Source organism: Bartonella sp. AD24XZML (assembly GCF_042196485.1).
In the GTDB taxonomy this organism is placed as follows: Bacteria; Pseudomonadota; Alphaproteobacteria; order Rhizobiales; family Rhizobiaceae; genus Bartonella.
In genome coordinates, this window is sequence record NZ_JBHIQH010000019.1 from 28,837 (window position 1) to 55,437 (window position 26,601).

18 protein-coding genes, 1 tRNA gene and 2 pseudogenes are annotated in these 26,601 nt (G+C 34.3%); 9 read left to right on the top strand and 12 right to left on the bottom strand.

What is annotated here, in order from left to right:
- Nucleotides 1–129 precede the first annotated feature (129 nt).
- The 6 genes from ACFIMX_RS02155 to ACFIMX_RS02180 form a co-directional block, all read right to left on the bottom strand.
- Nucleotides 130–1,404 carry a M16 family metallopeptidase gene (locus ACFIMX_RS02155; protein ID WP_375640644.1) on the bottom strand — a complete coding sequence of 425 codons (1,275 nt, stop codon included), beginning with the start codon at nt 1,402–1,404 and terminating at the stop codon, nt 130–132.
- Between the two features lie 83 nt (nt 1,405–1,487).
- The gene (gene thrC, locus ACFIMX_RS02160; protein WP_375640643.1) at nt 1,488–2,885 is read right to left on the bottom strand and encodes a threonine synthase; all 1,398 of its coding nucleotides are present in this window, start codon (nt 2,883–2,885) and stop codon (nt 1,488–1,490) included.
- Nucleotides 2,886–3,521: 636 nt separating this feature from the next.
- Complete coding sequence (locus ACFIMX_RS02165) at nt 3,522–3,884, bottom strand: hypothetical protein (protein ID WP_375640659.1); 363 nt, start codon at nt 3,882–3,884, stop codon at nt 3,522–3,524.
- Between the two features lie 212 nt (nt 3,885–4,096).
- Nucleotides 4,097–4,369: a hypothetical protein gene (locus ACFIMX_RS02170; RefSeq protein WP_375640642.1), complete on the bottom strand. Its 273-nt coding sequence runs from the start codon at nt 4,367–4,369 to the stop codon at nt 4,097–4,099.
- Between the two features lie 306 nt (nt 4,370–4,675).
- Nucleotides 4,676–5,032 carry a hypothetical protein gene (locus ACFIMX_RS02175; protein WP_375693953.1) on the bottom strand — a complete coding sequence of 119 codons (357 nt, stop codon included), beginning with the start codon at nt 5,030–5,032 and terminating at the stop codon, nt 4,676–4,678.
- A 1,998-nt stretch (nt 5,033–7,030) separates the two neighbouring features.
- Entirely contained in the window at nt 7,031–7,726 is a 696-nt protein-coding gene (locus ACFIMX_RS02180) for an HAD family hydrolase (RefSeq protein WP_375693954.1), read from the bottom strand.
- 371 nt (nt 7,727–8,097) lie between these two features.
- Here ACFIMX_RS02180 and ACFIMX_RS02185 point away from each other — a divergent pair, with 371 nt between their 5' ends.
- A complete protein-coding gene (locus ACFIMX_RS02185; RefSeq protein ID WP_375693957.1) occupies nt 8,098–9,186 on the top strand; it encodes a site-specific DNA-methyltransferase in 1,089 nt (362 codons plus the stop codon).
- A 755-nt stretch (nt 9,187–9,941) separates the two neighbouring features.
- On the opposite strand, the gene mutY is transcribed toward ACFIMX_RS02185, so the two are convergent.
- Nucleotides 9,942–11,000 carry an A/G-specific adenine glycosylase gene (gene mutY, locus ACFIMX_RS02190; protein WP_375693955.1) on the bottom strand — a complete coding sequence of 353 codons (1,059 nt, stop codon included), beginning with the start codon at nt 10,998–11,000 and terminating at the stop codon, nt 9,942–9,944.
- Nucleotides 11,001–11,203: 203 nt separating this feature from the next.
- Between mutY and ACFIMX_RS02195 the strand changes: the two genes are divergently transcribed.
- From ACFIMX_RS02195 to ACFIMX_RS02210, 4 genes are all read left to right on the top strand, one after another.
- Nucleotides 11,204–11,704 carry a DUF721 domain-containing protein gene (locus ACFIMX_RS02195; RefSeq protein ID WP_375693956.1) on the top strand — a complete coding sequence of 167 codons (501 nt, stop codon included), beginning with the start codon at nt 11,204–11,206 and terminating at the stop codon, nt 11,702–11,704.
- Between the two features lie 82 nt (nt 11,705–11,786).
- Nucleotides 11,787–12,443, top strand: a complete 657-nt coding sequence (locus ACFIMX_RS02200; RefSeq protein WP_375618395.1) for a DsbA family protein — start codon at nt 11,787–11,789, stop codon at nt 12,441–12,443.
- A 174-nt stretch (nt 12,444–12,617) separates the two neighbouring features.
- Nucleotides 12,618–15,284, top strand: coding sequence for a pyruvate, phosphate dikinase (gene ppdK / locus ACFIMX_RS02205; protein WP_375640637.1), 2,667 nt, complete (start codon nt 12,618–12,620; stop codon nt 15,282–15,284).
- 715 nt (nt 15,285–15,999) lie between these two features.
- Nucleotides 16,000–16,197: a hypothetical protein gene (locus tag ACFIMX_RS02210; RefSeq protein WP_375640635.1), complete on the top strand. Its 198-nt coding sequence runs from the start codon at nt 16,000–16,002 to the stop codon at nt 16,195–16,197.
- Between the two features lie 847 nt (nt 16,198–17,044).
- On the opposite strand, the gene ACFIMX_RS02215 is transcribed toward ACFIMX_RS02210, so the two are convergent.
- Complete coding sequence (locus ACFIMX_RS02215) at nt 17,045–17,878, bottom strand: peptidoglycan-binding domain-containing protein (RefSeq protein ID WP_375640634.1); 834 nt, start codon at nt 17,876–17,878, stop codon at nt 17,045–17,047.
- Between the two features lie 1,053 nt (nt 17,879–18,931).
- On the opposite strand from ACFIMX_RS02215, the pseudogene ACFIMX_RS02220 reads away from it, so the two are divergent.
- Together ACFIMX_RS02220 and ACFIMX_RS02225 are read left to right on the top strand one after the other, a co-directional pair.
- Nucleotides 18,932–19,307, top strand: a pseudogene (locus tag ACFIMX_RS02220) (DUF5330 domain-containing protein).
- 108 nt (nt 19,308–19,415) lie between these two features.
- A complete protein-coding gene (locus ACFIMX_RS02225; protein ID WP_375640632.1) occupies nt 19,416–19,826 on the top strand; it encodes a SufE family protein in 411 nt (136 codons plus the stop codon).
- 98 nt (nt 19,827–19,924) lie between these two features.
- Here ACFIMX_RS02225 and ACFIMX_RS02230 read toward each other — a convergent pair whose 3' ends face one another.
- On the bottom strand, nt 19,925–20,362 hold the full coding sequence (locus tag ACFIMX_RS02230; RefSeq protein ID WP_375618391.1) for a MucR family transcriptional regulator: 438 nt from the start codon (nt 20,360–20,362) through the stop codon (nt 19,925–19,927).
- Between the two features lie 854 nt (nt 20,363–21,216).
- On the opposite strand from ACFIMX_RS02230, the gene ACFIMX_RS02235 reads away from it, so the two are divergent.
- Complete coding sequence (locus tag ACFIMX_RS02235) at nt 21,217–23,310, top strand: S9 family peptidase (protein ID WP_375640630.1); 2,094 nt, start codon at nt 21,217–21,219, stop codon at nt 23,308–23,310.
- Between the two features lie 82 nt (nt 23,311–23,392).
- Here the strand turns inward: ACFIMX_RS02235 and ACFIMX_RS02240 are convergent, their stop codons facing one another.
- Nucleotides 23,393–23,995: a superoxide dismutase gene (locus tag ACFIMX_RS02240; RefSeq protein ID WP_375640629.1), complete on the bottom strand. Its 603-nt coding sequence runs from the start codon at nt 23,993–23,995 to the stop codon at nt 23,393–23,395.
- 876 nt (nt 23,996–24,871) lie between these two features.
- Between ACFIMX_RS02240 and ACFIMX_RS02245 the strand changes: the two genes are divergently transcribed.
- A tRNA-Gln gene (locus ACFIMX_RS02245) sits at nt 24,872–24,946 on the top strand.
- A gap of 76 nt (nt 24,947–25,022) precedes the next feature.
- Here the strand turns inward: ACFIMX_RS02245 and ACFIMX_RS02250 are convergent.
- Both ACFIMX_RS02250 and ACFIMX_RS02255 read right to left on the bottom strand, forming a co-directional pair.
- Nucleotides 25,023–26,123, bottom strand: a pseudogene (locus ACFIMX_RS02250) (tyrosine-type recombinase/integrase).
- Between the two features lie 2 nt (nt 26,124–26,125).
- Nucleotides 26,126–26,374, bottom strand: coding sequence for a hypothetical protein (locus ACFIMX_RS02255; RefSeq protein WP_015857131.1), 249 nt, complete (start codon nt 26,372–26,374; stop codon nt 26,126–26,128).
- Nucleotides 26,375–26,601: the final 227 nt, after the last annotated feature.

Consider the following 26,601-nt stretch of genomic DNA (forward strand, 5'->3'; position numbering starts at 1 on the left):
ATGAATTGGGTAGTTTTGTACACCTCTTTGCCCAATATTTCCAAAACTTATTTAATGAGGAGAGCTTTTGTGGTAAATTTTATGATAAAATATGTGACGTTATTGTGATGCTGCTTTAAAAAGAAGTTTTTACTTTAGCTTGTATGAAAGAGTTGACGTTAAATCATCAAAATTTATGAGGGGGCCTACAGGTCCGACAGCAGTTAGTGTTGGAGTGGAGTTTGTAAAAAGACGATGTGCTAAATCAGTTAATCTTTTAGGAGTGATGAGATTGAGGCGTTCAATTGTTTCCGATATTGGAATTGGTCGACCATAAAGGAGTATTTGGCGAGCAATGAGATGTGCTTGACTAGAGGGATTTTCTTGTGACATTGTTAGATTTGCACGATATTGCGTTTGTGCTCGTTGCAGTTCGTTGGCGTGAATATTTTTGCTGACCTTGGAAAGTTCATCAAGAATCACAGGAATAAGTTCTTTGAGCCCTTCTTGTCCGGTAGCTGCGTGAACACCAAAAAGCCCAGTATCTGAAAATCCCCAATGAAAAGCATAAATAGAATAGCATAATCCACGTTTCTCTCTTACCTCTTGAAAAAGACGTGAAGACATACCACCACCAAGAATGATTGAAAGAATTTGGGCCGCATAAAAATCACGCGCGTGATAAGCACGCCCTTCAAACCCTAGAACAACTTGTGTATCCATTAAATCGCGATATTCACGAAAGTCGCCACCGACATAATTTGCAAGATTAGTAAGAGGTGCGGTTGAATGGGAGCGAAAAGTACCAAGACGACTTTCAACTTCTCGCAAGAAACTTTCGTGCTTTACAGCTCCTGCAGCAACGACAATCATACGATCTGCACTATATTGTTTATTGATGAAATCATGGAGATCAGTAGATGTAAATGATTGAATAGTTTTAGCTGTTCCTAAAATAGAGCGTCCAAGGGATTGATGACGAAAGGCTGTTTCTGTAAAGTGATCAAAAACAATATCATCAGGAGTGTCATGGGCAGCACCAATTTCCTGAAAGATTACTTGTTTTTCTCGTTCTAGTTCATCGTCGTCAAATTTTGAATGCATTAAAATATCGGCTAAAATGTCTATAGCAAGTGGGATATCGCTTTTAAGTACACGTGCAAAGTAAGCTGTTGTTTCAATATTGGTTGTAGCATTGATTTCACCGCCAACATCTTCAATATCGGTTGCAATTTGAAAAGCAGTACGGTTTTCGGTTCCTTTAAAAGCCATATGCTCAAGAAGATGAGCAATACCATGCTGTGTGGAGGTTTCATTGCGTGAGCCCACTTTAACCCATATTCCGAGGGCAACACTATCAATTTGTTGCATTGTATGTGTGGCGATAGTCAAACCATTATTTAGGCGACAGATATCTACATCCATGTATTTACAACTCCATTAAATAAGCTAAATACCTCATTGTAAGGGTATCAGAATCTTCTTGATTTAAATTAATGCAGCTAACTTTAATAAGATGCACGCGATTTTAAAGAAATATAATCTTTTACTATTTTTTCATCATTAGCAAGATTTATAAAATGTTCTTCGTGTTTCATTACATCATTGAGATGAGATGGCCATGGAGCATGAAGGCCACAAGCGCTTTTAATAGTATCAGGAAATTTAGCTGGATGAGCCGTGGCAAGAACGATCATTGGAATATGCGGTTTTTTGTTTTCACGCGCTACTTGAAGAGCGACCGCTGTATGTGGATCAACAAGATAGCCACTTTCCTTATAGACACTATCAATTTTTTGAGCTGTTGCAGCCATGTTGCTTTTCCCAGCGGAAAATAGGGAACGAATATTTTTGAGTTGCTTTTCATCAAGAGTAAAGAGACCCGTTTTTTTCAAGTTTTCCATTGCATTGCGAATCCACATTGGATCACGATTGCCACTTTCAAAGAGCAAACGTTCAAAATTAGAAGAGACCTGAATATCCATAGAAGGTGATGTTGTATGGACTATTGGTTTTGTTTTGTAAGTACCACTGGTCAATGTACGTACAAGGATGTCGTTATCATTCGTTGCGATGACCAGTTGAGCAATGGGTAATCCCATACGGGCTGCGACATAACCTGCAAAAATATCACCAAAATTTCCAGTAGGAACAGTAAATGAAACAGCTCTATCAGGTGCTCCTAAGGAAAGAGCTGATGAAAAATAGTAAACAATTTGCGCCATGATACGCGCCCAATTTATAGAATTAACACCTGAAAGCGCTGTTTTTTTACGAAAATTATGATCATTAAACATTGCTTTGACAAGAGCTTGGCAATCATCAAAATTTCCTTCAATGGCAATGGCATGAACATTGGAACATTGATTGGTTGTCATTTGCCGTTGTTGAACAGGCGATACACGTCCTTTAGGAAATAAAATAAAAATATCTGAGTGTTCTTTTCCAGCAAAAGCTTGTATCGCAGCTCCTCCTGTATCACCTGATGTTGCAGCAATAATCGTTGCACATCTATTTTTTTCAGTCAAAACATAATCCATCAGTCGAGAAAGAAACTGCATTGCTACATCTTTAAAAGCTAAAGTAGGACCATGAAAGAGTTCAAGGATAAATTCATCTGCTCCAGTTTGTCGTAACGGACAGATTGCTGGATGGTGAAAGGTTGCATAAGATTCAGCGATCATATTTTCAAAAGCTGTATATTCGATTTCGTTATTCACAAAGGGCCACAGAATAGTTTTAGCAATTGTTGTATAGGACTGACCACGAAGTGCTCGTAACGCATCAAATGATAATTGCGGAAATTTATCTGGAAGATAAAGCCCACCATCACTCGCCAACCCTGTCATGATTGTTTCCGTAAAGCTTAAAGCAGGAGCTTCACCTCTCGTGCTGATATATTCCATAAGTCTTATCCTTTTTTTATTTCTGGCAAATTGGTGAAGTTATTTATTTCACGTTTTTCATAATATTTAAATTATTAAATGGATAGAGCTTCTTTTCTTCTTTTTAACTCAATAATGAAAGGAAATAGCCTTAAGCATTTTTATTTTGAGATATAAACGCCAAATGTTCACAGAAAATCTTTTACAGTCGAAAATTTTCTCTCTATTATTCATTCACTTAAATTTTACAACGTATCTTCATTTGTACACCTTCTTAAATAATACAATTAAATAGATAGAATGGCATTTACTGAAGAACTTTTGTATAAAACTCAATCATTTATAGTTATTTTATGCTCTTAATACTCTGTAACAATTAAATCTGCTGAACTGAATGTTAAAATGATACATCTCAAAACTCACATTGGAAGATTTATAAGGTAATTTTATGGCATTTCGTGCGCAAATCTATACTTTGAATAATCTTTTTTAGTTTAATTTATCACTTTGTATAATAATAGATATTATATTTGTGCTATACAGTATGGTAACCTAAAGTTTATCCATAGAAAACATACAACAGCCTGCTAAATGATGTGAAGCAGGCTGTAAAGTATTTTCATTTTAAATAGAAAAAAATAACTAAGTATCTTTGAATTATTTGCCTTTAATTTTTCCTATTGCCCATCCGATTATCGCACTAAATATGGACATAACAGATCCGGTCAAAAATCCAAACCCCAAAGCTCCCATTGTAGAAAAAACTCCTAGCGTAATGGGTTCAAATACTTTCTCAAATTTTCCTTCAAAGGCAGATTCACTTTTTGCTCTATGAGTGAAACTTGGGACATAAAGAGCAGCTATATCGATAGTTTTTTTCTTTCCTTGTTCTATTAGAGAGACAGTTTCCCATTGAGTATCATTTTTCAAATGATTGGCATGAACATTTATAACTTGTGAAAGCAAAAAAGCAACTGCTATAAAAATATTTAATACGTAAGTTTTCAATACTTTAATCATCATTTACCTCCAATACTTTTACTGTTGTTTTAGGATAAATTGATACATTGACAGAATTAGTGCCCATTGAGAGAAACAGAAGCATTTAAAGATTTCTTCATTCTTAATATGATAATTCATTAGTTTTTTTATCATTAAAAATAGATAAAAACAGAATGTATCTACAGTTTATCTTTTATATGAGAAGATCTTATGCTTATGAAATTTCAATTTTAACGAGATTTAAAATAGGATATTATTTTGCTGATTATCCATCCTAAAAACATACCTACCGTACTTGATGCATAACCAAGAGCCATCCCAATACCGAAAGTCCCGAGTGTAAGAGGTTCAACGATTTTTTCAAATTTTCCTTCGATGGTAATTTCATTTTTCATACCACGATTTAGATTTTGTGTATAGAGAGAAACCGTACTGATTGCATCCTTTCTGTTCTGTTCTGTTAAAGAAATAAAACTATTCTCACGATGAATATTGTTTTGCAAGTAGTTGGCATGTACACTTACAGTCTGTGAAATGTAAAAAACAGATATCATAGAAATAATTAACATATGATTGTTAAAAAATTTAATCATCATTTACCTCAAATACTTTATAGTATTCAGTATATATATATATATATATATATATATGTGTGTGTGTGTTTAAAATTATATTTTAGATTTTTGTATGTAATTTACAGAACTTATAGTTATAATAAGAGAAATATAAGCTTCATTATGTAATAAATTTATAATAATTAATAATAAAATAATGAATCTATATATTCTATATTTCTACAATATATTGAATTACTTGAACATCAATACTATGTCCTTTATCCAACTTATTATCGATCCTATAAAACTTATTGCATATCCAGCGTACAATAGTCCCATTCCTATAGTCATAGGCCCAACGACCTTTTCAAATTTTCCTTTACCTATTGTTCCATGTTCTGTTTGATAATTTACAGACGGAGCATAGAAAGCAGTCGTAGAAACTACATCGGATTTCGCATATTTTACTTGTTCCATTGGGAAAACAGAAAGTTCCTCTTTTGGAGTATCGTTTTTCAAATAGTTTGCATTAACATTTACAGTTTGTGAAATAAAAAAAGTGCTCGCTATAAAAATGCTTAAGATATAATTTTTAAATACTTTTACCATAACTTTACCTCAAATATTTTTAAGTTATATATGTAAGAAATATACATAATGTTTATGTATATCACACTATATACAAGTCATATAGTTCAATATGTATTTTTAGTCAATAATAAAAATACATATAAAAATATACCTATAATTTTTTTATAAACATTATTGTAAAAAAGTAACAGTAATAATTACAAATTATATTTTTAAAAACTTTATACAATATTTTATTATGTGTTATATATAAAACAACATATGGTTATCGTATAATTTTTATAAAACGATATTAATATATTTTTTAAATACATTTATAGATAATAAAATTGATCAAAATTTTTACATATTAAATATATAAAAATTTATTTATTATCGATAGTATAATAGAAAACATGAAAATTATGATGTAGTTATAAAAATATTATTAACAATTAAAATATGAAAGGACACGATAAAATTTTATTATTTATAGTATTTATTATAGATAGTCATTATTGTATAATGTGTGTTATATAGATATTATTTAAGTTATTATTCAATGGTTATTTAATTGCATCGTGATAGCAGAATAATAATTCTTAATTTACTATTAAATATATACATTTATCTTATAGATAATAATATGTTATAGATACTAAAAAATGTACAATTTTCTCATAGTATAAAGTAGAGCTCGAATTGGATAGAGATAAATGATATTATCTTTTTCTCGCCAATGTGAGCAGCATATTACTATGATGGAAGGCGGTGTATAGAAGAATATAATTTAGACATATTTATGAGTGCCGAAAGATCAGCATTAGATAATATTTTCAACACTTTCTTTTTTCCAAACTGAAAAGCCGCTTTTATTTTTAGAAAGTGGATTACTTTTGAAAAGATCTGATTTCATTGCTTATTTAAAAAGGCTATTAAGTGCTTTCGGAAAATTTTAAGCAACTATTGGTATCTCTGTAGCTTGTTTAACATGATTATATGTTTCATATTTATGTGCTTTTTTAAAGAAACCGTTCTCAAGGTACTCAAGCCTATTTTGCAATGATAGATATGATGATAAAGCCCCCATAATATAAAATTCTTAGGGCATCAGAATTTTTGACGTTTATAAAGAAGAAAGATGGCATTGCCATACACTTTTCTCGCTCCTAATGTTGCTATAATTTTTGCCTTTTGAGATGATTCATTAAAAGGCATTTTTATTTCTCTATTTATTTAATTCAACATATCCAGATTTGAAATGAGAGAATCTTACAATACTCGGTTTTTTTGCTTAATTTGAATAATGATAAATTATGATTATAAATCAATATATTGTCTGTAAATTACTTGGTATGAAATGTTTTTTATAAAAGGCACATCTTCATAAGAGTGTATTCTTTTTGTTTTTTGTAATCTTAGGGAGGTTGTACCAATTGATGCTGTTAAAATACTATTTAAGCAGCAAAGTAAATAAGCCTTCAACAAGTTTATGAGATTTGGATTGAGTAAATATAAGCCTTTGTAACTCAACAAGGACGCATTTGTCATTTTCAATAAAGTCTTGTATTCTATAGAATCCGCGAATTTTAATATTGTTTTCCATGATCAATATGCGCATCCCCTACAATTTTACCATAGTGTGTGATTTTTTTGATCAGATGAAAGAGGTTATCAATTTTCACATCTTATCGAGCAAGGCATCGTAATATTCCTTTGTTTGACAAATATAATAATTTATCAGGATGAGCTGCTGTGGTTGGGAGTGGGATATCGGATTTGAGATAGATAAGCAGGGTTTAATTTTTATGAGTTTGCACCCCTGTTTTTTGCTTTTTTTTAAGTACGTGCAATGGTTAACTGACTTATGATCTCAATGAGGTGCTATATTTTTCCTTCACATTGAGATGCAATCCACCCGTGTCGTGAATTACGCATTTATTGAAGTTATTATAAAAGGAGCAGCGAGAAGAGAAGGACATTTGAATAAAAATGCTTCTTACAAGAGTTTACAAATTGATATATTCAAGAGATTTTTTATAATAGATCTCGCCATACTGCCATTGCTTCTAAGACTTCTCCTAAATGAGCATGTTTTGCAATAACTGTTTCTGCACCAGCTTCTGCAAGTGCATTAGAGTGGCCAAGATAGCTATGTGATCCTCCCGTAAAGCCGATGACACGCATCCCTGCTGCTATGGCTGCGTGTACACCATGAAGTGAATCTTCTATAACGATAGTGTTTTGAGGATCTGCCTGTAATTGTTGTGCGGCAAAAAGAAAAACATCAGGGGCCGGTTTCGTTCTTTTTGTTCCAATTTCAGGTGCTGAAAATATTTTACCTTCAAAAAGGTCATAGAGATCAACCGTGGTGAGCATCTCTTTTATATCTACGCTTTTTGCATTAGAGCAGATACAGTAGGGATAGCGTGTTTGAATAATTTCTACAGCTTCTCTTACATCATCAATAGCCCGTAATTTAGTTTTTATTTGTGTACGAAAAATATTAGTCATTTGATCTATGAGATGAGCAGAAATAGGTTTTTCTGTTTCCTGTTCAACGTGTTTAAGAATATCGCGAAAGATAAGCCCTGCAAAACGCTCACTCAATTCTTCGGGTGATATTTCATATCCTGTTTGTTTGAGCAATTGAGATCCAATTTTTGCTGCAAGATATTCAGAGTCGACGAGAACTCCGTCACAATCAAAAATAATAAGATCTATCTGAGGCATAAGATATTCCTTTACATGTTACGAGATGGACAACTTTCATGAAAACGATATTGAGAGGATCTTATTTCATAAAAATACGCTTTGAAAATGATTCTTAATTCTTTTACGAAATAAAAGATATGGGAACAGTACATTGAAAAAAAGAAAAATAAGGTTTCATTCATATGAAAGTTTTTTTACTAAAAAAAACAAAAACAATTATCAATTTTGTAGAACTTTAACGATACGTTTACGCTATTTTGTAAATATGGATTGGTAATGCGGGCCTATAAACTATTTTGGTTGATTATAGGGCAAATTCAGTTAATTTTGTTGGGTTTTTCATGACAGTTATTCAGCTTCAAAAAGATTTCCTTCGTACTCCCTCACAAATGCCATGGCGCAATAAAATTTTTAAAGGAGATTGTGTTTCCGTTTTAGAAAAACTTCCAAAACATTCTGTTGATATGATTTTTGCGGATCCACCCTATAATTTGCAATTGGATGGAGCTTTATACCGTCCAGATCATTCGCTTGTTGATGCGGTTGATGATGCATGGGATCAGTTTGAGAGTTTTGCTGCTTATGATGCTTTTACCCATGCATGGTTGCTTGCTTGTCGTCGTGTATTAAAACCCAACGGAACACTTTGGGTTATCGGATCTTACCATAATATTTTTCGGGTTGGGACGGCATTACAAGATTTAGGTTTTTGGATGCTTAATGATATTATTTGGCGCAAGAATAATCCGATGCCTAATTTTCGAGGGCGCCGTTTTCAAAATGCTCATGAGACGCTTATTTGGGCTGTGCGAGATCAAAAAGATAAAAAGTACACATTTAATTATGATGCCTTAAAAGCGGCAAATGAAGATCTACAAATGCGTTCAGATTGGCTTTTCCCTCTCTGCACTGGAGCTGAACGTTTAAAGGATGATTCAGGGCGTAAATTACATCCAACACAAAAACCGCAAGCGTTATTAGCGCGTATTATTATGGCTTCTAGTAAACCTGGAGATGTTATTCTCGATCCGTTTTTTGGTTCGGGAACAACAGGTGCTGTTGCCAAGCTTTTAGGGCGTGATTTTGTTGGGATTGAACGCGAGCAAGATTACATCGATGCAGCATGTGAGAGAATTGCAGCGGTTCAACCTTTAGCGCAACCAGAGCTAGCGATTTTGGATAGAAAAAAAGCAGAACCACGCGTAGCATTCAACAGTTTGCTTGAAGCAGGTTTACTCTATCCTGGAGAAGTTCTGTATGATCGTAAGAAGCAAGTATCTGCTATTGTAAGAGCTGATGGTACGATTATGCATGGTGGTGAAGCGGGCTCAATTCACGCAATGGGAAGAAAGGCTCAAGATTCACAGAGTTGTAATGGTTGGACCTTTTGGTATTATGAGGAAAATGGACGGTTGAAGTCCATAGATCATTTAAGAATGATCATACGTTCACAAATGTTAAAAACGGGTGTTTTATGAACTAAGCTGATCGCTTCATTCTATTGACCACCAATGTACCTGATCTTGATTGAGATGGACGTGAGGGTGTTTTTGCCTTTCTTAGATGTTTTTTATTGACACACTAATCTCGCTTGTAAGCGACAAGCGAGTATTTTTATGCTTCTTTTAGAAGAAATTAAAATGAGAAATTTTCACTCTATGTTCTAGTTTTAATTCCAAAACAGTAAAATTTCACTATAAGCTTATAAAAATGAAATATCAGAATTAAAAGGTTTATTCAGAAGTTCAAAATTAAGTGCGTTTTTGAATACGTACATCTGTAAAGTGCATATAATATATTGATTATAAAGATAATTTAGCGCAACTCATATTGAATTGCCCTCAGAATATCGTCAAGTTTTCTCATTTCAAACTTGTTCCATATTGAATCGATGAAAATTATTTGCTTGCATGTCATAAGCGGGGTTGGCGTGTGAATAAAAATTGTTAACGAAAGAACTAAAAGTACCTCTTATAATCCGTTTCACGTACCAAGGGATGTTGAGGGGGCTGGTAAATATAATGATGATGCTAACTTGCTCCGTCATAAGCGAAAAAAGGATAGATCCTGAAATTTAAATCTAAAGCTTCTAAGCGTTTCTATCCCTCCTTAATTTTTGTCTGTAGAAAAAATTGGTTATTTCATTTTTTTAAATTTTTCTTTTACAGATTAATAAATGATCGCTAGAGATACAAAAGTCTCCATTAGAAAACATTTTTATGAATAGGGAAGGTTATTTAAATCTGAAAGAATTGGGAAGTGCTACGGAAATTGCTTTTTTCATAACAGTAGGTAATGCTTCTTCGGCAAGATGTTGAATGTTACACCACCAACCATTTTTACAATTCATTTCATGAACATCTTCGGTATAGTAAACATCGAGTTTTAGAGAAAAGTGAGTAAAAACATGCGTAATTTGTCCTTTGAATTGCCAATTGGCAGTAAAGGGTGCGTTTTGGAGCCCATTTTCGTTGTTTATGCCAATATTGTTAGGAATTTGGGTCATTCCACCAAGGAGCTTTTGCGTCTGTCGTTTTTCCAAATAAATTTGTTTCTTTTTATTAAGGACCACAAAAGCAATACCTGTTTTTGAAGGGCGTTCTTTTTTAGGGGCTTTAACTGGAAAAGACTCCGGTTGTTGCATCTTTTCTGCTTTGCATAAACATTGAAGAGGGCAGGTATAACAAGATGGTTTGCGTGGAGTACAAATTGTTGCTCCCAAATCCATCATTGCTTGAGCAAAGTCACCAGGACGATTTAAAGCAGTAATTTTTTGTGTTTTTTCTTTAATTTCAACTTTTGCTTTTTGCAATATTGAAGTGATAGCAAAAAGTCGCGCTACCACACGTTCGACATTACCATCAACCACTGCTACAGGGTGGTTAAAAGCAATCGCAGCAATGGCTGCGGCAGTATAATCTCCAATACCGGCTAGAGTTCGCAATTCTTTTACAGATTGTGGAAATTGTCCCGCGTAGTTTTCAACAAGCTGTCGCGCACATTTTTTAAGATTACGTGCGCGTGAATAATAACCAAGTCCAGCCCATGCTTTCATGATATCATCTTGTGAGGCTTTTGCTAAAGAGGAAAGATTAGGCCATAGTTTTAGAAACTTTTTAAAATAAGGCTTAACTGTTTCAACGGTTGTTTGTTGAAGCATGATTTCAGAAAGCCAAACTTGATAAGGATCAGGACGGATACCTTGTTTTTGCTTTTCGGGGGTAATCCGCCATGGAAGATGTCTGTGATTTTGATCGTACCAAGCAAGGAGGTGCGAAGAAATTTCATACATGATTGCTTTCAAGCATAGGGAGATATAAAATGCAAAAGAAAAAATTATTTATTTTGTAATTCATGTTTTTTGCTCTTTTATTGTCAAGGCTCTGGTGAGAAAAGGCTTTTTATTTTGTTGATATTTCATAAATTGAGGAGGCAACAATTTTTAGATGAAACAAATGATTTTAATTTAGTAAGCGGTTGAACAATGATCTAAAAATGAGAAAACAACTTAAAAAACGTATCTTTTATTCTCTTTCTGAGACGGTATACAAAATACTTGATCCAGTTTTACGCAAACGGACAGGGCTTAATGTAGCGCTTATAGAATATTGGCCACAAATTGCGGGCTATGATATCAGCGAACATACAATGCCGCTTAAAATTATTTGGAAACGTCGTGCAGATCAAGATGAAGTTTTTCAGCCAGCAACACTTGTTGTCGCATGTGAAGGATTTGCTGCGTTAAAATTGATGCATGAAACAGAGGAATTACTTCATAAAATTAACGGATTTTTTGGCTATATTGCTATTGATCGCATCAAGATTGAGCAAAGGAGTATGTCGGTTTTTATGAATCACTTGCCTCTAAAACCGACTTTGAGTGAACAAGACAAAAAATGCCTGGAAAAAATGCTTGAAGGAATTGAGGATAAAAGTTTGCACCAAACACTTTATCAACTTGGCTGTTGCATTTTTTTGGAAAAAAATAATAAATAGAAAGATATTTTATATATTTTTCTTTAATATATGAGAAAGCATTGGATTCCTATTCGTTAATAACAACAGAAAAGTATTATTTATGGTAAAATATCGTTCTTTTTTATCTTTCGGGATAATTTTTCTCTTCATAACGATTGTACAAAGCAGTGTAACAGTTGCTTTAGCGCGTGATCCCAAATCAGTGGCAACTGTTGATATGGCAGAGCTTCTCCAATCGGGTAAAGTAAAGGATCGCTTTGAGGGAGAGGCGGATGCACCAGTCGTCATTGTTGAGTATGCTTCGTTGACATGTACCCATTGTGCGCATTTTTATAATGATATACTTCCCCAAATTCGTAAAAAATATATCAAAACAGGAAAAGTAAAACTTATTTTCCGAGAATATGCTTTTGATCCTCGGGCAACAGCAGGTTTTATGTTGGCACGGTGTGCACCGGAAGATCGCTATTTTCCTTTGATAGAAGTTTTATTTCAAAAACAAAATGAATGGGCTTTCGGAAAAAATGCTCTAACACCATTGAAGAAAATTGGCTTAATGGCTGGTTTTACAGATGAAAGTTTTACTGCGTGTTTGAAAAATCAGTCCATTTTAGATGAAGTAAATGCATCTTTTGAACGCGGTAAAGAGCTTGGTGTCACAGCAACACCTACTTTCTTTATTAATGGTAGTAAATATGAAGGTGCCATGAAAGTAGAAGAGTTTTTTTCGGTGATTGATAGTTTTCTAAAAAACTGAATCTTAATCTTCCAGAAGATGGATAGTGATACTTTTAGTCATTATCTCTTTTGGAAGGATTAATATTATGCATTTATGAAGCGATATCGTTGAGCCAATTTTGAATCAAATCATTGCTTTTAAGTGAGCCTGGGTTGAATGATGTTTTGAAGCTGATATGGGAGGATTTGTACAGTGAAAAAATGGGTTTATAGTTTTGGAGATGGAAAGGCAGAAGGAAGTGCAAGTGAGCGTAACCTTCTCGGAGGTAAAGGGGCTAATTTGGCAGAAATGAGTAATCTTGGTTTGCCCGTACCACCCGGATTTACGCTGACAACAGAAGTTTGTAATTTTTATTATGCCCATGACAAATCATATCCAGAAGAGCTACAGGAATCTGTTAAGCAAGCACTAAGATACGTTGCTGAACAAACAGGACGTGAATTTGGGAATGAACAAAGACCACTTTTGCTGTCTGTTCGTTCAGGGGCTAGGGCTTCTATGCCAGGGATGATGGATACAGTGCTGAACCTTGGCATGAATGATAAAACTGTAAAAGCAATTGCTTTACAAGCCAATAATGAACGTTTTGCTTATGATAGTTATCGGCGTTTTATCCAAATGTATTCTAACGTTGTTTTGGGGCTAGACCATTCGTATTTTGAAGAGATTCTTGATGAAGTAAAAGCATGCAATGGTTACACTATTGATACAGAAATGACAGCAGATGATTGGAAGAATGTTATTATTTCTTATAAAGCCTATGTTGAAGAAAAATTAGGAGCCCCTTTTCCACAAGATCCTGAACAACAGTTATGGGGGGCGATTGGAGCCGTTTTTTCAAGTTGGATGACAGCACGTGCAGTTACTTATCGCCGTTTACATAGTATTCCTGAAAGTTGGGGAACGGCAGTTAATGTGCAAGCTATGGTTTTTGGCAACATGGGTGAAGATTCGGCAACAGGTGTTGCTTTTACACGCAATCCATCGACAGGGAAAAAAGAACTTTATGGTGAATTTTTAGTTAATGCGCAAGGGGAAGATGTTGTGGCGGGCATTCGAACGCCTCAAAATATTACAGAAAATGCGCGTATTGTTGCTGGTTCAAATAGACCGTCGTTAGAAAAAATTATGCCTGAGGCTTTTTTGAAATTATGTCAGATTGCGCAGAATCTTGAGCAGCATTATCGGGATATGCAAGATCTCGAATTTACCATTGAAAAAGGTAAATTATGGATGCTTCAGACTCGTTCAGGAAAACGCACGGCTCGTGCGGCTCTCAAGATGGCAATTGAAATGGTTGAGGAGGGGTTAATAAACCGTGAAGAGGCTGTGATGCGTATTGATGCAAAGTCGCTTGACCAACTTTTGCATCCAACACTTGATCCCAAAGCAGAACGTTTTGTTATAGGACGTGGTTTACCTGCTTCTCCTGGAGCCGCAACTGGTGAAATTGTTTTTACTTCAGAAGAGGCAGAAACTGTGTCGGCGGAAGGTCGCAAAGTTATTTTGGTCCGTGTAGAAACAAGCCCAGAAGATATTCATGGTATGCATGCTGCAGAAGGAATTTTAACAACGCGTGGCGGTATGACAAGTCACGCTGCTGTTGTTGCGCGGGGGATGGGAAAACCATGTATTTCTGGTGCTGGCAGTGTGCGGATTGATTATAACACAAATACGTTGTTTGCCTCAGGAGAAAGCCTAAAAAAAGGTGATGTTATCACAATTGATGGTGGAAGTGGAGAAATTTTCAAAGGGAAAGTTGCAATGTTGCAGCCTCAGCTTTGCGGAGACTTTGCAAAATTAATGGAATGGGCTGATGGGATGCGACGTATAAGAGTTCGCGCTAATGCTGATACACCATCTGATGCCCGTATGGGGCGATCTTTTGGGGCTGAAGGTATAGGTCTTTGCCGTACGGAGCATATGTTTTTTTCTGATGAACGTATCGTTGCCATGCGTGAAATGATTTTAAGTCATGATGAAAGTGGTCGTCGTAAAGCACTAGATAAGCTTTTGCCAATGCAGCGTTCAGATTTTAGTGAATTATTTGAAATTATGTGTGGTTTACCTGTTACTATCCGCTTGCTAGATCCACCATTACATGAATTTTTGCCTAAAACGAAAGCAGAAATTCTTGATGTTGCAACAGCTATGGGTGTTTCTGCTGAAGTGCTTGCTGAACGCGCTCAGCAGTTGCACGAATTTAATCCTATGCTTGGATTACGAGGATGCCGTTTAGCTATTACTTATCCTGAAATTGCAGAAATGCAAGCGCGCGCGATTTTTGAAGCAGCAGCAGAAGCTGCCCAAAAATCTGGATCTCCTGTTATGCTTGAAATTATGGTGCCACTGGTTGCACTTAAATCTGAACTCGATTTTGTAAAAGCGCGTATTGATCAGGTTGCTGAGGAAGTGATGAAAGAAAAGGGAAGCACTATTCAATATATGGTTGGGACGATGATTGAACTTCCAAGAGCGGCGCTTAGAGCAGATGAAATTGCTGAAACTGCTGAATTTTTTTCATTTGGAACAAACGATTTGACACAAACTACTTTTGGGATTTCCCGTGATGATGCAGCTCCTTTTTTGGCAACCTATTTTCAAAAAGGTCTTTTAGAGCAAGATCCTTTTGTGTCTATTGACCGTGATGGAGTAGGGGAACTTATTACCATTGCTGCACAGCGTGGACGCTCAAAGCGTGCAAAAATAAAATTGGGAATTTGCGGTGAACATGGAGGCGATCCTGCCTCTATTGCTTTATGCGAAGAAAATAACCTAGATTATGTTTCGTGTTCTCCTTTTCGAGTGCCAATTGCTCGTTTAGCAGCAGCTCAGTCCGCAATAGCAAAAAGGATGTAATGGGTTAATATTTTTTGTTGTATCGTTATTACTGAAATAAATTTTTATATATTCTTTTATTTTCTTTAATAAAGGGAATAAAAATGCTTCTAAAATGCACGATAAGTTGTGTTACGCGATAAAGTGTTTTTTTTAGAGGTTTATGAGAGAAAATATAAAGCAGGATAGACAAAGATGTATTATTAATACGCTTTCTATTGGCGAACCTCTTGATAGAGAGAAACGTGTTATTATGCAGTCAATTTATGCGTTTGCTTTTTATAGGGGAATGAGCTCCTCACGCAAAATAGAATGCTCCAAACAAATGCATTTTTTTTGCACATCATGCTGTTTGAGATAGACATTTCTCAGTGGATGCCCCATTTCACATTGATATTCGTGGAATGGGGATTATGTAAAAATCCCCGTAAGTTTATAAAAATCTTCCCAAAATTTATAAACTCCATTATGCACTCCCATCTTTACATTTATAAAGGAATATCAAAGTTAACAATCTATTGATTTATAAAGATAATTTTTTATTTCTCATATTGAATGAAAGCTGTAAATATCATAAGATCTTCTTATTTCGACTTCTTTTATAATGAATCAATCAAAACCATGTTTTTTGTATGTTACAGGCGGGATGAGCGTCTGTGGATAAAAAAATAAAGCAAGGATATGCCTCTTATGAATCATCTCAAGTGAGAGCTATCACAAATTGAAGGTAGGTACAGTGTGTAATGGTGCCGGCTTGCTTCTTCACAAGCGTAAAGATGATGTGCGCTGTCGCGCAGTTGTTGTGGGGGATCCTGCTATTATTATTCACGGGCGTTGTTGCGAAGTGGTTTTGGGTGTTTTAGAGATGTTTTTTAAGAAAGCCCGTGAATGGCAATCCAAGTATATTACGTTTGGGACATTTTGTTTTAGGTGAGGGGGAGTGAGACCAAAAAGACATGCGATAAATAAGAGCATGAGGCAATAGGTAATCTCCGTTATTTTAAAGATATTGCTTTAGATGTCTTTGAAAGGCGTAAAGCTGAATTAAAAGGAAATGGCAAAGATGAAAACTGGTTTTTACCTTAAATTTTCATATTCTTCCCAAATTAGGCTGTTTTCCTGTTTTAAGAGATTATACAAACAGAGATGCGCAATATTCTTGCCTCCATTTGGCATACAAAAGCTATAACAGCTGAGAGAAGTACTAAACTGTCTTAACATTTGTTTCAAACATACTGCTGCGTTAGGTTTGGATGTTTATTTATAGGCAATACTAAACGCACACGCTCTCTTAAGAAGACAATGTCATAAAACACATAACTTTCCAGCAATAGATTGGAGAGAAGTGCCGGTTTTTTATCAGACACTTTGCAAAACAACAACCATAACACAACTAGCTTTATGTCTACTTATCCTTACAGGTGTTTGCACAAATTCTTTGCATCATATTTATAAAGATCAAATTGACGATAATATATGGACAATTCGTGGTTCGATAATATGAAAGGTTTACGTGATACTACAAAAATTTCGTGTCCTTTTATCATCAGAGGCAATAAAAATGCTAGAACAAGCGCGTTTGCTATTTTGCAATATTATTTTTTCTGCAATCGGTTGTGGTTTTTTTGAAGCAAATTATACGGCTCAATATGTAATGTGTAAGAAAACCATTCTGATTGATTGAATATAAGAGGGCTTGAGATGAAGGAATGTTTGAGGGAAGCATTAAACAAACGAAAGATGAATTATCATTATAAATTAAGAGATTATTATGATTAGCTTCAATTTAATAAACCAATTTCACGCATTTTCATTAAAATTGTGTGATTAATTTTACCTGTTACAGGAAGATCAAATATTTTTTGAAACTGTTTTAAGGCTTCTATCGTCTTTTGATCTTCTATTCCTGTGACAATAACCTCTTCATTCCCAAAAATATGTAAAGCTTTTTGCACTTGTATAATATCTTCAACAGAAGGCTCTAAAATAGCTTCTTTTAAGTGTGTCATATTTTTTGTATTATTTGTTTCTATTTCGCTTTGCTTAATTAATATCGCGATTTCATCTGCTGCGGGATTAGATAGAACATTCTTTTGCATTCTCTGAGCAGTTTGCTGTTTCCATAAAGTGATGGCTCGGCGTGTTTTAGGTCCTTCCAGCCCATCTAATGGACCATCATAAAGTCCTAATTTTGCTAGTTCTTTTTGCTTTTCTAGCATGCTTGGTGATTGAGAGGGTAAAGGTGAATTTGTGTGGTTATGACTTTGAGAATGTACAGAAGCTACACGGGAGAGTTCTTGAGATTTTTCTTCTTTTTCCGATAAAGTAGAGCTCTTACCTATACTTTGAACAGAGGAAAATTTCATTTGAGTTAAAATATTTTGATGCGTTGTCATTTGCGAAAATAAAGCATTAAATGAAATAAATAAAAAACTAATGCTAAAAAGAAGAGATCCAACAAAAAATAAAGTATTTTTTCGTGTATAGAAATAAAGAGTTTTTGCAATCCAAAAAATAAAATGAAAAGTTATAAGAAGAAGTGTTATAACAATACTACTGTAGTATTTACGGTGTTTTACAGTTTTTTTTCGGTATGTCTTTCGTTTTGTTGCCATTACTTTTATTTTCTAGTTGCGTTTATTTTTTACAAAGAAACAAATATAAATTAGGAAACGAATATGAATCAGTTCTTACTTCCAGCCAGAGAGAAGTGCATTGACATTATTGATTTTTCATTTCAAACTCCTAGAATGAGCAGCTTCATTATATCAATTTATAAGTTGATAAATCAACAAGAGTTCTTACCAACTTTTATTCATTTCATTTTTTTTACAAATCTTTAATGTGTATAAAGAGAGCACCAAATGATTAGCATTCAAGATCATTTTGGTGTTTGCAAACTGCATTATCACATATAATTATCTAAACAATAATGCCACGTTATTCTTCATTTTGGGGCATATGTTTGCCTATTATTTAAAATAAAATTGAAAATATTTGCCTATAACGCTAAAAAGATGACAATCATTATCTATTCTTTATAATTTACATATAGATGGTTACTTATCCATAAACGGTTTGGTAATAATAATTATCTCTTAATATTATTATATTTTGGTATAAATTCCTTCTATTAAATAATTTTCATAAGTATTAATTAAATTGATGTTTACAATGTTATAGAAAAAACTGGCTTGAGATGTAATCATAAGAGATGCAATTGTTTTTTGATGTTTTTATCGACAGGTTGACCATTTTCATAACATTTCAGTAAAAATTTTATAGATAATATAAATATTTTATCGACACTAGAGTCAGAATAACAGAGTTTACTCTTTTTAGCCTTTTCAACTAAGCTAAGATGGTGGACTATTATTTAAAATAATTATGTACACAACATGATTATCTCTCTCATTTTTTATCATAGTATGTTCATTAACATGACCAGCTTGTAAGTGTATAATTTTGATGTTAATTTTTTACTGAATAGACAATGTATCCCATTTTATACAGCGGAATTGTGCCATATTTATAAAAAAGCCAATGATATAGATCCAATACATGAATACTCAATTTTATAAAAAACACATTTTATAAATTGTTTATAAAGCAACAGTGTATAAAATGCTCCTTTTATTGTATTTACCACTGCGGTACATTGATTGTCCATGATACGTTTTTTAATCAAATTATCATTTTTTTTATTTTTTATTTTTGTCATTATTTCATTTTTTGTAGCAGATCCAAGCAGTAACCATTCTTCTAGCCCCCAAAATAATGAGACAACAACGAGCGATGTGATTATTGCTTTTAAAGAAGCCTTAAATGACTTAGGCGCATTTTGTGACCGTAATATAAAAACCTGCAAAGTAGGAAAATCCTTTTTAAGTTCACTTGGCGAGCGCGCATATTACGGTGCAAGAGCTGCTTATGAATATTTAGGGAACATATTAGGAAACAAAAATGATATCAGAGACTTTCCCTAATGTTTCTTACAAAATCGAAATACAAGAGTTCTTACAAAACCATGCAATGTTATCTTGAAATAAGGATTTTTAACGTTCTTCGTGTTATTTATGTTAGGAAGAATAAATATTTATTTTTTATAAGTGTATTCAAGAATGATTATTCAAACGAAACAGGACTAAAATAATGGTGGAAACAATCGGTAATATTATAGAGAACTTTTCGCTTTTGGATAATTGGGAAGATCGTTATCGTTATGTCATCGAGCTTGGCTATGAATTGCCACCTTTTCCAGAAAGCGCTCGAAATGATGCTCACAAAGTTCCTGGTTGTGTTAGCCAAGTGTGGCTTTTATCTTCACGTAATAACTCAAAAGATCCAATATTGACGTTTCAAGGTGATTCCGATGCTCATATTGTGCGTGGACTCATTTACATACTTCTTGCTTTTTATTCAGGCAAAAAAGCTTCTGAAATTCGCAATTCTGATGCTCAAGAGCTCTTTGAAAAACTTGGTTTAAATGAAAATCTTACACCACAACGATCAAATGGTTTGAAATCAATGATTAAACGGATTCGTAACGAAAGCTATATGTAATCCCCTTGGTAGAAATTGCTATATATACAAAAGCTTCACACAAAACATGTATACTAAAATCAACTTTATACACGAAACCATTTTTTCGCAAAATAAGATTATTTAGTTTTTTTCCGTTTGCTTTTGCGTCCAAGCCCCATTTCTTTGGCCAAAGCCGATCGTGTTTTTGCATAATTAGGCGCCACCATAGGATAAGAACTATCTAACTGCCATTTTTCACGATACTCTTCTGGCAACATTCCATAATGTGTCATGAGATGACGCTTTAGAGATTTAAACTTCTTTCCATCTTCAAGGCAAATAAGATAATCAGGAAATACTGAACGCTTCGGATTAACGGCAGGCCTTTGTTTTTCAACTTCGACTTCTGTTAAGTCTAGATTCCCTGCTTTACGAAAAGCAGCATGGACATCAGCAATTAAACTTGGCACTTCAGTCGGTCGAATAGAATTATTACTCACGTAGGCAGCAACAATATCAGCAACCAATGTAATAACTAAATTGCTTTCAGTCTCTAAGACTGCACGATGTTCCATTCTTGTTTCCTTTAATTTAAAATTGAGTAATTCAAAATCGAGATATAGTGCATATACTCATGATATAAAGATCTCATGCACATGAGTTTCATATTGTACAAAAATCTTTTTTGTCAATTCAATTATTCTATAAAATTGCCAAAACACAAAAAAATCAAATAAATACCCAGTTTTTGTCATAATATACAATAAGAAAAACGAAATTATTACATGCTAAAATATATTTTTATTCTATAACATATCATACATAATATATAATACATCACAAATATAAAAAAATATATGATAAAATTTATTTATTTTTTTTGAGAACGTAAAAATAAAATTACTAATTATAAAAATATAATATATAAATTATTATATTTTATTTTGAATACTTATATTTTAGTAAGTTTATGTTTAATAAGTTTTAAATTTGTTTTTATTGTTTATATTTATAAAATTTAATAATAAAAAACATGCTATATTATAAAAATGACATAATAGTATTATTTTTAATATAAAACTATTCATTAAAAGGAGATAGGATATTTTTATTTTTTATACAGTAATAATAATATTTTAGATATATTTATTCATCTCTGTAAAATTATGCGATTATACTGTTTCAAAAAAAATCAATTCTTTTTCTAATAGTTTAATTGTTTTACCAGTCACTTTCATTATAAAAGTGGTGTTATATCCCTAGAAAACAATAGCTGTGATATGTAATGAACAGAAAGGTATTAGTTTAAAAATTATCATGGTGCTATTTTTGCAAGTGAATAGAACTTATAGATTTTTACACTTGCATCAATCATTGTGATTCTAACATATAAACGAATCTATTAACATATTTTAATATAGGATTGTGTATGACTCGCACTTTTGCAATTCCTCCCAAAGCATCTAGAATCACTCATAAGGAAATATATCATGGTATTTTTCGTGATGATCCCTATCATTGGCTACGTGCGTCTAACTGGCAAGATGTTTTTAAAGATCCTAACTGTCTTGATCCCAATATTCGACATTATCTTGAAAAAGAAAATGCTTATCAATCAGCTCAAATGGCTGATACAAAACCATTACGAGATTTGCTTTTTACCGAAATGAAAAACAGGATCCAAGAGAATGATAGTTCTGTTCCTATAAAACATGGTCCTTTTGCTTACGGATTCTCTTATGTTACCGGAGGCCAACAACCACATTATTTTCGGACACCAAGGAATGGCGGAGAAAAAAACGAGTACCTTAATGGTGATGTCTTGGCAGAAGGCAAAGAATATTTCAAATTTGGTTCAGTTCAAGAATCTCCTGACCATACACATGTGGTATGGACCTATGATGACAAAGGATCAGAATTCTATACAGCTAAAATTCGTAATTTTGAGACATTGTCTGACTGTATGGACACAATTACTGATACATCTGGTCAAATTGTATGGGATGCTAGATCTGAAGGTTTTTTCTATACTAAGATGGATAAAAACCACCGACCTTCAGAGCTCTATTATCACCAATTAAACACAGATCAATCACAAGATAAGCTTATTTTTCGTGAAGACAATCCAGGTTTTTTCTTAGATGTAAGTGGTTCTAAGCTTAATGATGTTATTTATATTAATATTCATGATCATGAAACATCCGAGATCTGGTTAATTCCTGCTGAGGCGCCTTTTACTGTTCCCCAATGTGTACGGAAACGACAAAAAGGTATTGAATATTCACTTACAGAGGGTGGTGATGTCTTTTATATTCTGACCAATTTAGATAATGCAAAAGATTTCAAAATTATGGTAGCGCCATATACATCTCCACAATCAGAAAATTGGTCTGAGTTTGTCCCACATCAGCTTGGGTGCCTAATATTATCCCATGATGCTTATCAAGATTTTCTTGTCTGGATCGAACGTTTTGAGGGGCTTCCACGTATAAAAGTGATGGAACGTACCACTAAACAAGTGAATTCCATTGCTTTTACTGAAGAGGCTTATTCTTTAAGTTTGCAAGGAGTTACAGAATATAACAGTCCAACTATTCGTTTTTCCTATTCATCTATGACAACACCTGATCAAGTGTTTGATTATGAGATGAAAAGTTGTAAACGAATGTTTTTAAAAACGCAAATAATTCCCTCTGGGCATAATAAAGATGCATATGTAACACGACGGATTACAGCAATAGCAGACGATGGTGAGAAGATTCCTATTTCACTTTTTTACCACAAAAACACTCTCCTTGATGGTGGTGCGCCTTGTCTGCTTTACGGTTATGGTGCTTATGGGATCTCTATTCCTGCCAGTTTCAATAGTAATGTACTTTCTCTAGTAAACAGAGGTTTTATTTACGCGATTGCTCATATTCGCGGAGGAAAAGAAAAGGGAGTAGAGTGGTATGAGAAAGGAAAGCATCTCTTTAAGCACAATACATTTACAGATTTTATTGCTTGTGGGCGTTACCTTGTAAACAATAAATTCACTTCTCACGACCGGCTGATTGCTCATGGTGGTTCAGCAGGGGGAATGTTGATGGGAGCCATTGCCAATATAGCTCCCCAGGATTTTGCTGGGATCGTAGCGAATGTGCCTTTTGTTGATGTCTTAGCGACAATGTTAGATGCTTCATTGCCACTCACACCTCCAGAATGGGCCGAATGGGGGAATCCTCTTGAATCAGAAGAAGATTATAAGCTTATTGCTTCCTATTCCCCTTACGATAATGTCAAAGCTCAAAACTATCCCCCTATACTTGTGATGGCAGGATTAACAGATCCTCGTGTAACTTACTGGGAGCCTGCAAAATGGGTGGCAAAATTACGAGACCTAAAAACAGACGATAATGCAGTTTTATTACGTATTAATATGGATTCAGGGCACGCTGGTGCAGCTGGACGTTTTTCAAAGCTAGAAGAAGTTGCCTATATCTATACATATATTCTAAAGATAGCAGGAAAAGACTTTTGCTAATCCATAATACTTCTGTATGAAAGTCTCCGATAATTTATTGGATTATAGAGACTTTCATATACTAAAAAATTATCTAGATAGTTTAAAATTCACATTCTTCATAAAGTTCCAAAACATAGTCCCAATTAATTAAATGGTCTACAAAGGATTCGAGGTACTTCGGTCGAGCATTGCGATAATCAATGTAATAGGAATGTTCCCACACATCGACACCCAAAATAGAGCGAGCATTGTGCACTAAGGGATTTTCACCATTAGGCGTTTTCATAATTTCAAGCTTGCCATCTTTAACAGCAACCCACGTCCATCCAGAACCAAATTGGGCACTAGCAGCAGCAATAAAATCAGCGCGGAATTTGTCGTAACCACCTAGATCAGCGTCAATAGCTTTTGCTAACTTTTCAGGAAGTTTTTGGCCACCACCATTTTTTTTCATCCAAAGCCAAAAGTGGTTATGATTGTAATACTGCGCTGCATTATTAAACAAACCAATATTTTTTCCAAAACTTTTTTTAACAATATCTTCAAGGCTTTCATTTTCTAAGCCTAACTCTTTCACAAAATTATTGGTGTTGGTAAGATAAGCGAGGTGATGCTTATCATGATGATATTCAAGCGTTTCGCGTGACATATAAGGCGAAAGGGCATCGTAATCATAAGGCAACGGGGGCAATTCAAAAGCCATTTAAAAATCTCCTCGATTCTAATTGTTAAGCTTATTTCATAAGCCTAATTTGCCATTTACCGCATTTAAAAGCAAATGTTGAATACCTAGTTTGTATGAAATAGTTTTAATGTTTCTCTTTTTGTAAAAGAAGCTTTTAGGAAATGTATATTCATCAATCAAAAAGGATATTGGTCTACATAAAGATTGCTTCTGAAGATTTTTTTACATCTATGAGTGGGTAATAAATATCATTATCTTTTGAATAAAAAGTAAATGGAAATAGCTATTATTCCTTGTTTTTGTATCTCTATTTTTTCAAATACCATATAAAATGTTTTTAATTTTTGCAAAACTCCTCCAGTTTATTGGTGTATCATAATGTTTTCAACAGAATATTAAGTGTTATTTTTGAGGAAATATTTTTCAATGTGCTTGATTTTATTTTATGGTGCTACCCATGAATAATATAATGTAAAAATTAGTGGACATTACCATCTTTATGCTTAATGCAAGAGCACAGCAGCACTATCATACACTTACCGATTGCCAATGTGGTGACAGCTTTTTCTTAAATTGAGCAAGATGGAATTTTAATATATCAAGAAAAGTAAATCATATACAAATTTATTAGATACATGAGTAAACTGCAAGATTTTCATTTTCTGTTCCTAGAAAATCAATACAAAGAGCAAAATAATTGATGGATAAATGGTTTCTTCTTATGTTAAAATCACAACTGTATATCAGTTTCTGCTACGAATTTGTATCGATGGCAATGCCATACAAAACTCAGAAATTTTATGATAAAAAAGTAAAGTCTTTGATTTTCAGATATTGCGTCCAATCACAGGAATCGCTATAAGGTGCAAGAGTCGCTATAAAGCGTGTTTTTTTTGGGGTATAGCCAAGCGGTAAGGCACCGGTTTTTGGTACCGGCATTCCCTGGTTCGAATCCAGGTACCCCAGCCAATATTTAATTAAATCAATAGGTTATATAAAAGTTCGGGAATTTTGATTCCGTTGATTATTTTAACTTATTTTATGTCTATCCCGAACCTTTTTGTAGCTTTTTGATTGCTTCTATTGCAAGTCGTTTTCTATCGGCTGTTTTGGTATAGAGGGATGCCATGTTATCTTCTGTCCAGCCAAAAAGCGNGGCTGTTTTGGTATAGAGGGATGCCATGTTATCTTCTGTCCAGCCAAAAAGCGCTTTCATTTGCGAAACTGTCGCACCAGCATTTGCTGCACGTGTTGCTGCTAATTTTCGCAATCCATGCGCTGATTTTTTAATACCTGCTGCATTACAAGCTTTACGAAACAGATTACCAAAACTTTCTTTGGTCAGTTTTTTACCTTCTTTACCGCAAATAAATGTTTCATCTCCAATAGGTCCAATTTTAAGTGTTTCTGCGAGTTCTGGCAAAATCGGGAGAAAAACATCTGTTTTAAATTGGCTCTTTTCTGTTTTTAAATGAATAATATTATCTGTTGTGATATCTTTCTAGCCGATAGGAACGGCATCACCACGACGTAAACCTGTATACAAAAGGACGTCAATCCATACACGTTCATGCGTTCCTAGCATCCAGCGATGATAATATTTGTCAATATCTTCTTCTAACCATGGTATGAACCCTTCTGCGTTAAAGGATTTTGGCGGCTTTATATTAAAAGCAGGATTTCTATTCAAAAGATCATTATCAACCGCCCAATTAAAGAGACCGTTTAAAGAGGTCAAAAAATGTTTTGCAGCTGCGGGGGTCTCTCGCCTTCTGTCTACGGCTTCAAGCATGTGTTGTTTGTTTATGCTTTTATATGCACGATTACCGATATGTTTAGAAACATTATTCAGAATTCGATATTTAACTTTTTTAGTAGATTCTGATTGATTATGCCATTGCATGCTTTGTAAATACTGATGCAACAACCAATCGAAAGACCCTTCTGTGAGTCTGGTACGCCTCTTTGTTTTGGAGGAGCCATTTTGAGCTTGCTTAAGAGCAAGCGTATAATTATCGACAAACTCTTGCGTTCCATAGGTTCCTTCAATCCGAAACCGTGGTCCATGACCAATACGTACATACCATATGATTTTACCATGGCGTGTGCGTTCACGAACAAGATGCGGTGGACGGCGTTTTGGCATGGCTAAAACTTTATACCGTCAACAGAGGGACACGATTTGCTGGTCTCGTAGTCTTCTTGCTCGTTTTCAAGTGGTGGAAAATCGTCAATGCTATAAGTATTATCTGTCGTTGTTGGTGTTATGGTTTTATTGATATGAATTAATAATTCCCCTGTAGGTTTGATTTCTATGAGTTCACATCCTTGTTTTTTAGCTTCTCTTAAAGCACGAGCAATAGCTGGTTGCGTGATAGTAGGTGGGCGGTGTGGCATGTTTATTCCCCTTCATTGAGATGTAATTCCCCCGTGGCGTGAATCGCGCTTGTGTTTAAAAGTTGGTTTTTCGGTGTTAGAAACGGCTTATAGAGATACTATAAGATTAGTCGTTCGTATTTCTTTTCCATAATTGTTGCTTTTAATGCATGGTTTGTCTTTTAAGCTCTTGAGACAGCACACCAATTCCTTTTGCTGTGATTTTTGCGCAAGGAATGACTTTTTCT

Excerpts from the sequence above, each read along its gene's own strand:
- ACFIMX_RS02175 (WP_375693953.1), bottom strand. The coding sequence starts at position 5,032 with ATGGTAAAAGTATTTAAAAATTATATCTTAAGCATTTTTATAGCGAGC.
- ACFIMX_RS02165 (WP_375640659.1), bottom strand. The coding sequence starts at position 3,884 with ATGATTAAAGTATTGAAAACTTACGTATTAAATATTTTTATAGCAGTT.
- ACFIMX_RS02195 (WP_375693956.1), top strand. The coding sequence starts at position 11,204 with ATGAGAAAACAACTTAAAAAACGTATCTTTTATTCTCTTTCTGAGACG.
- ACFIMX_RS02180 (WP_375693954.1), bottom strand. The coding sequence starts at position 7,726 with ATGCCTCAGATAGATCTTATTATTTTTGATTGTGACGGAGTTCTCGTC.
- ACFIMX_RS02185 (WP_375693957.1), top strand. The coding sequence starts at position 8,098 with ATGCCATGGCGCAATAAAATTTTTAAAGGAGATTGTGTTTCCGTTTTA.
- ACFIMX_RS02240 (WP_375640629.1), bottom strand. The coding sequence starts at position 23,995 with ATGGCTTTTGAATTGCCCCCGTTGCCTTATGATTACGATGCCCTTTCG.
- ACFIMX_RS02225 (WP_375640632.1), top strand. The coding sequence starts at position 19,416 with ATGGTGGAAACAATCGGTAATATTATAGAGAACTTTTCGCTTTTGGAT.
- ACFIMX_RS02200 (WP_375618395.1), top strand. The coding sequence starts at position 11,787 with ATGGTAAAATATCGTTCTTTTTTATCTTTCGGGATAATTTTTCTCTTC.
- ACFIMX_RS02230 (WP_375618391.1), bottom strand. The coding sequence starts at position 20,362 with ATGGAACATCGTGCAGTCTTAGAGACTGAAAGCAATTTAGTTATTACA.
- ACFIMX_RS02215 (WP_375640634.1), bottom strand. The coding sequence starts at position 17,878 with ATGGCAACAAAACGAAAGACATACCGAAAAAAAACTGTAAAACACCGT.
- ACFIMX_RS02255 (WP_015857131.1), bottom strand. The coding sequence starts at position 26,374 with ATGCCACACCGCCCACCTACTATCACGCAACCAGCTATTGCTCGTGCT.
- ACFIMX_RS02235 (WP_375640630.1), top strand. The coding sequence starts at position 21,217 with ATGACTCGCACTTTTGCAATTCCTCCCAAAGCATCTAGAATCACTCAT.
- ACFIMX_RS02155 (WP_375640644.1), bottom strand. The coding sequence starts at position 1,404 with ATGGATGTAGATATCTGTCGCCTAAATAATGGTTTGACTATCGCCACA.
- mutY (WP_375693955.1), bottom strand. The coding sequence starts at position 11,000 with ATGTATGAAATTTCTTCGCACCTCCTTGCTTGGTACGATCAAAATCAC.
- thrC (WP_375640643.1), bottom strand. The coding sequence starts at position 2,885 with ATGGAATATATCAGCACGAGAGGTGAAGCTCCTGCTTTAAGCTTTACG.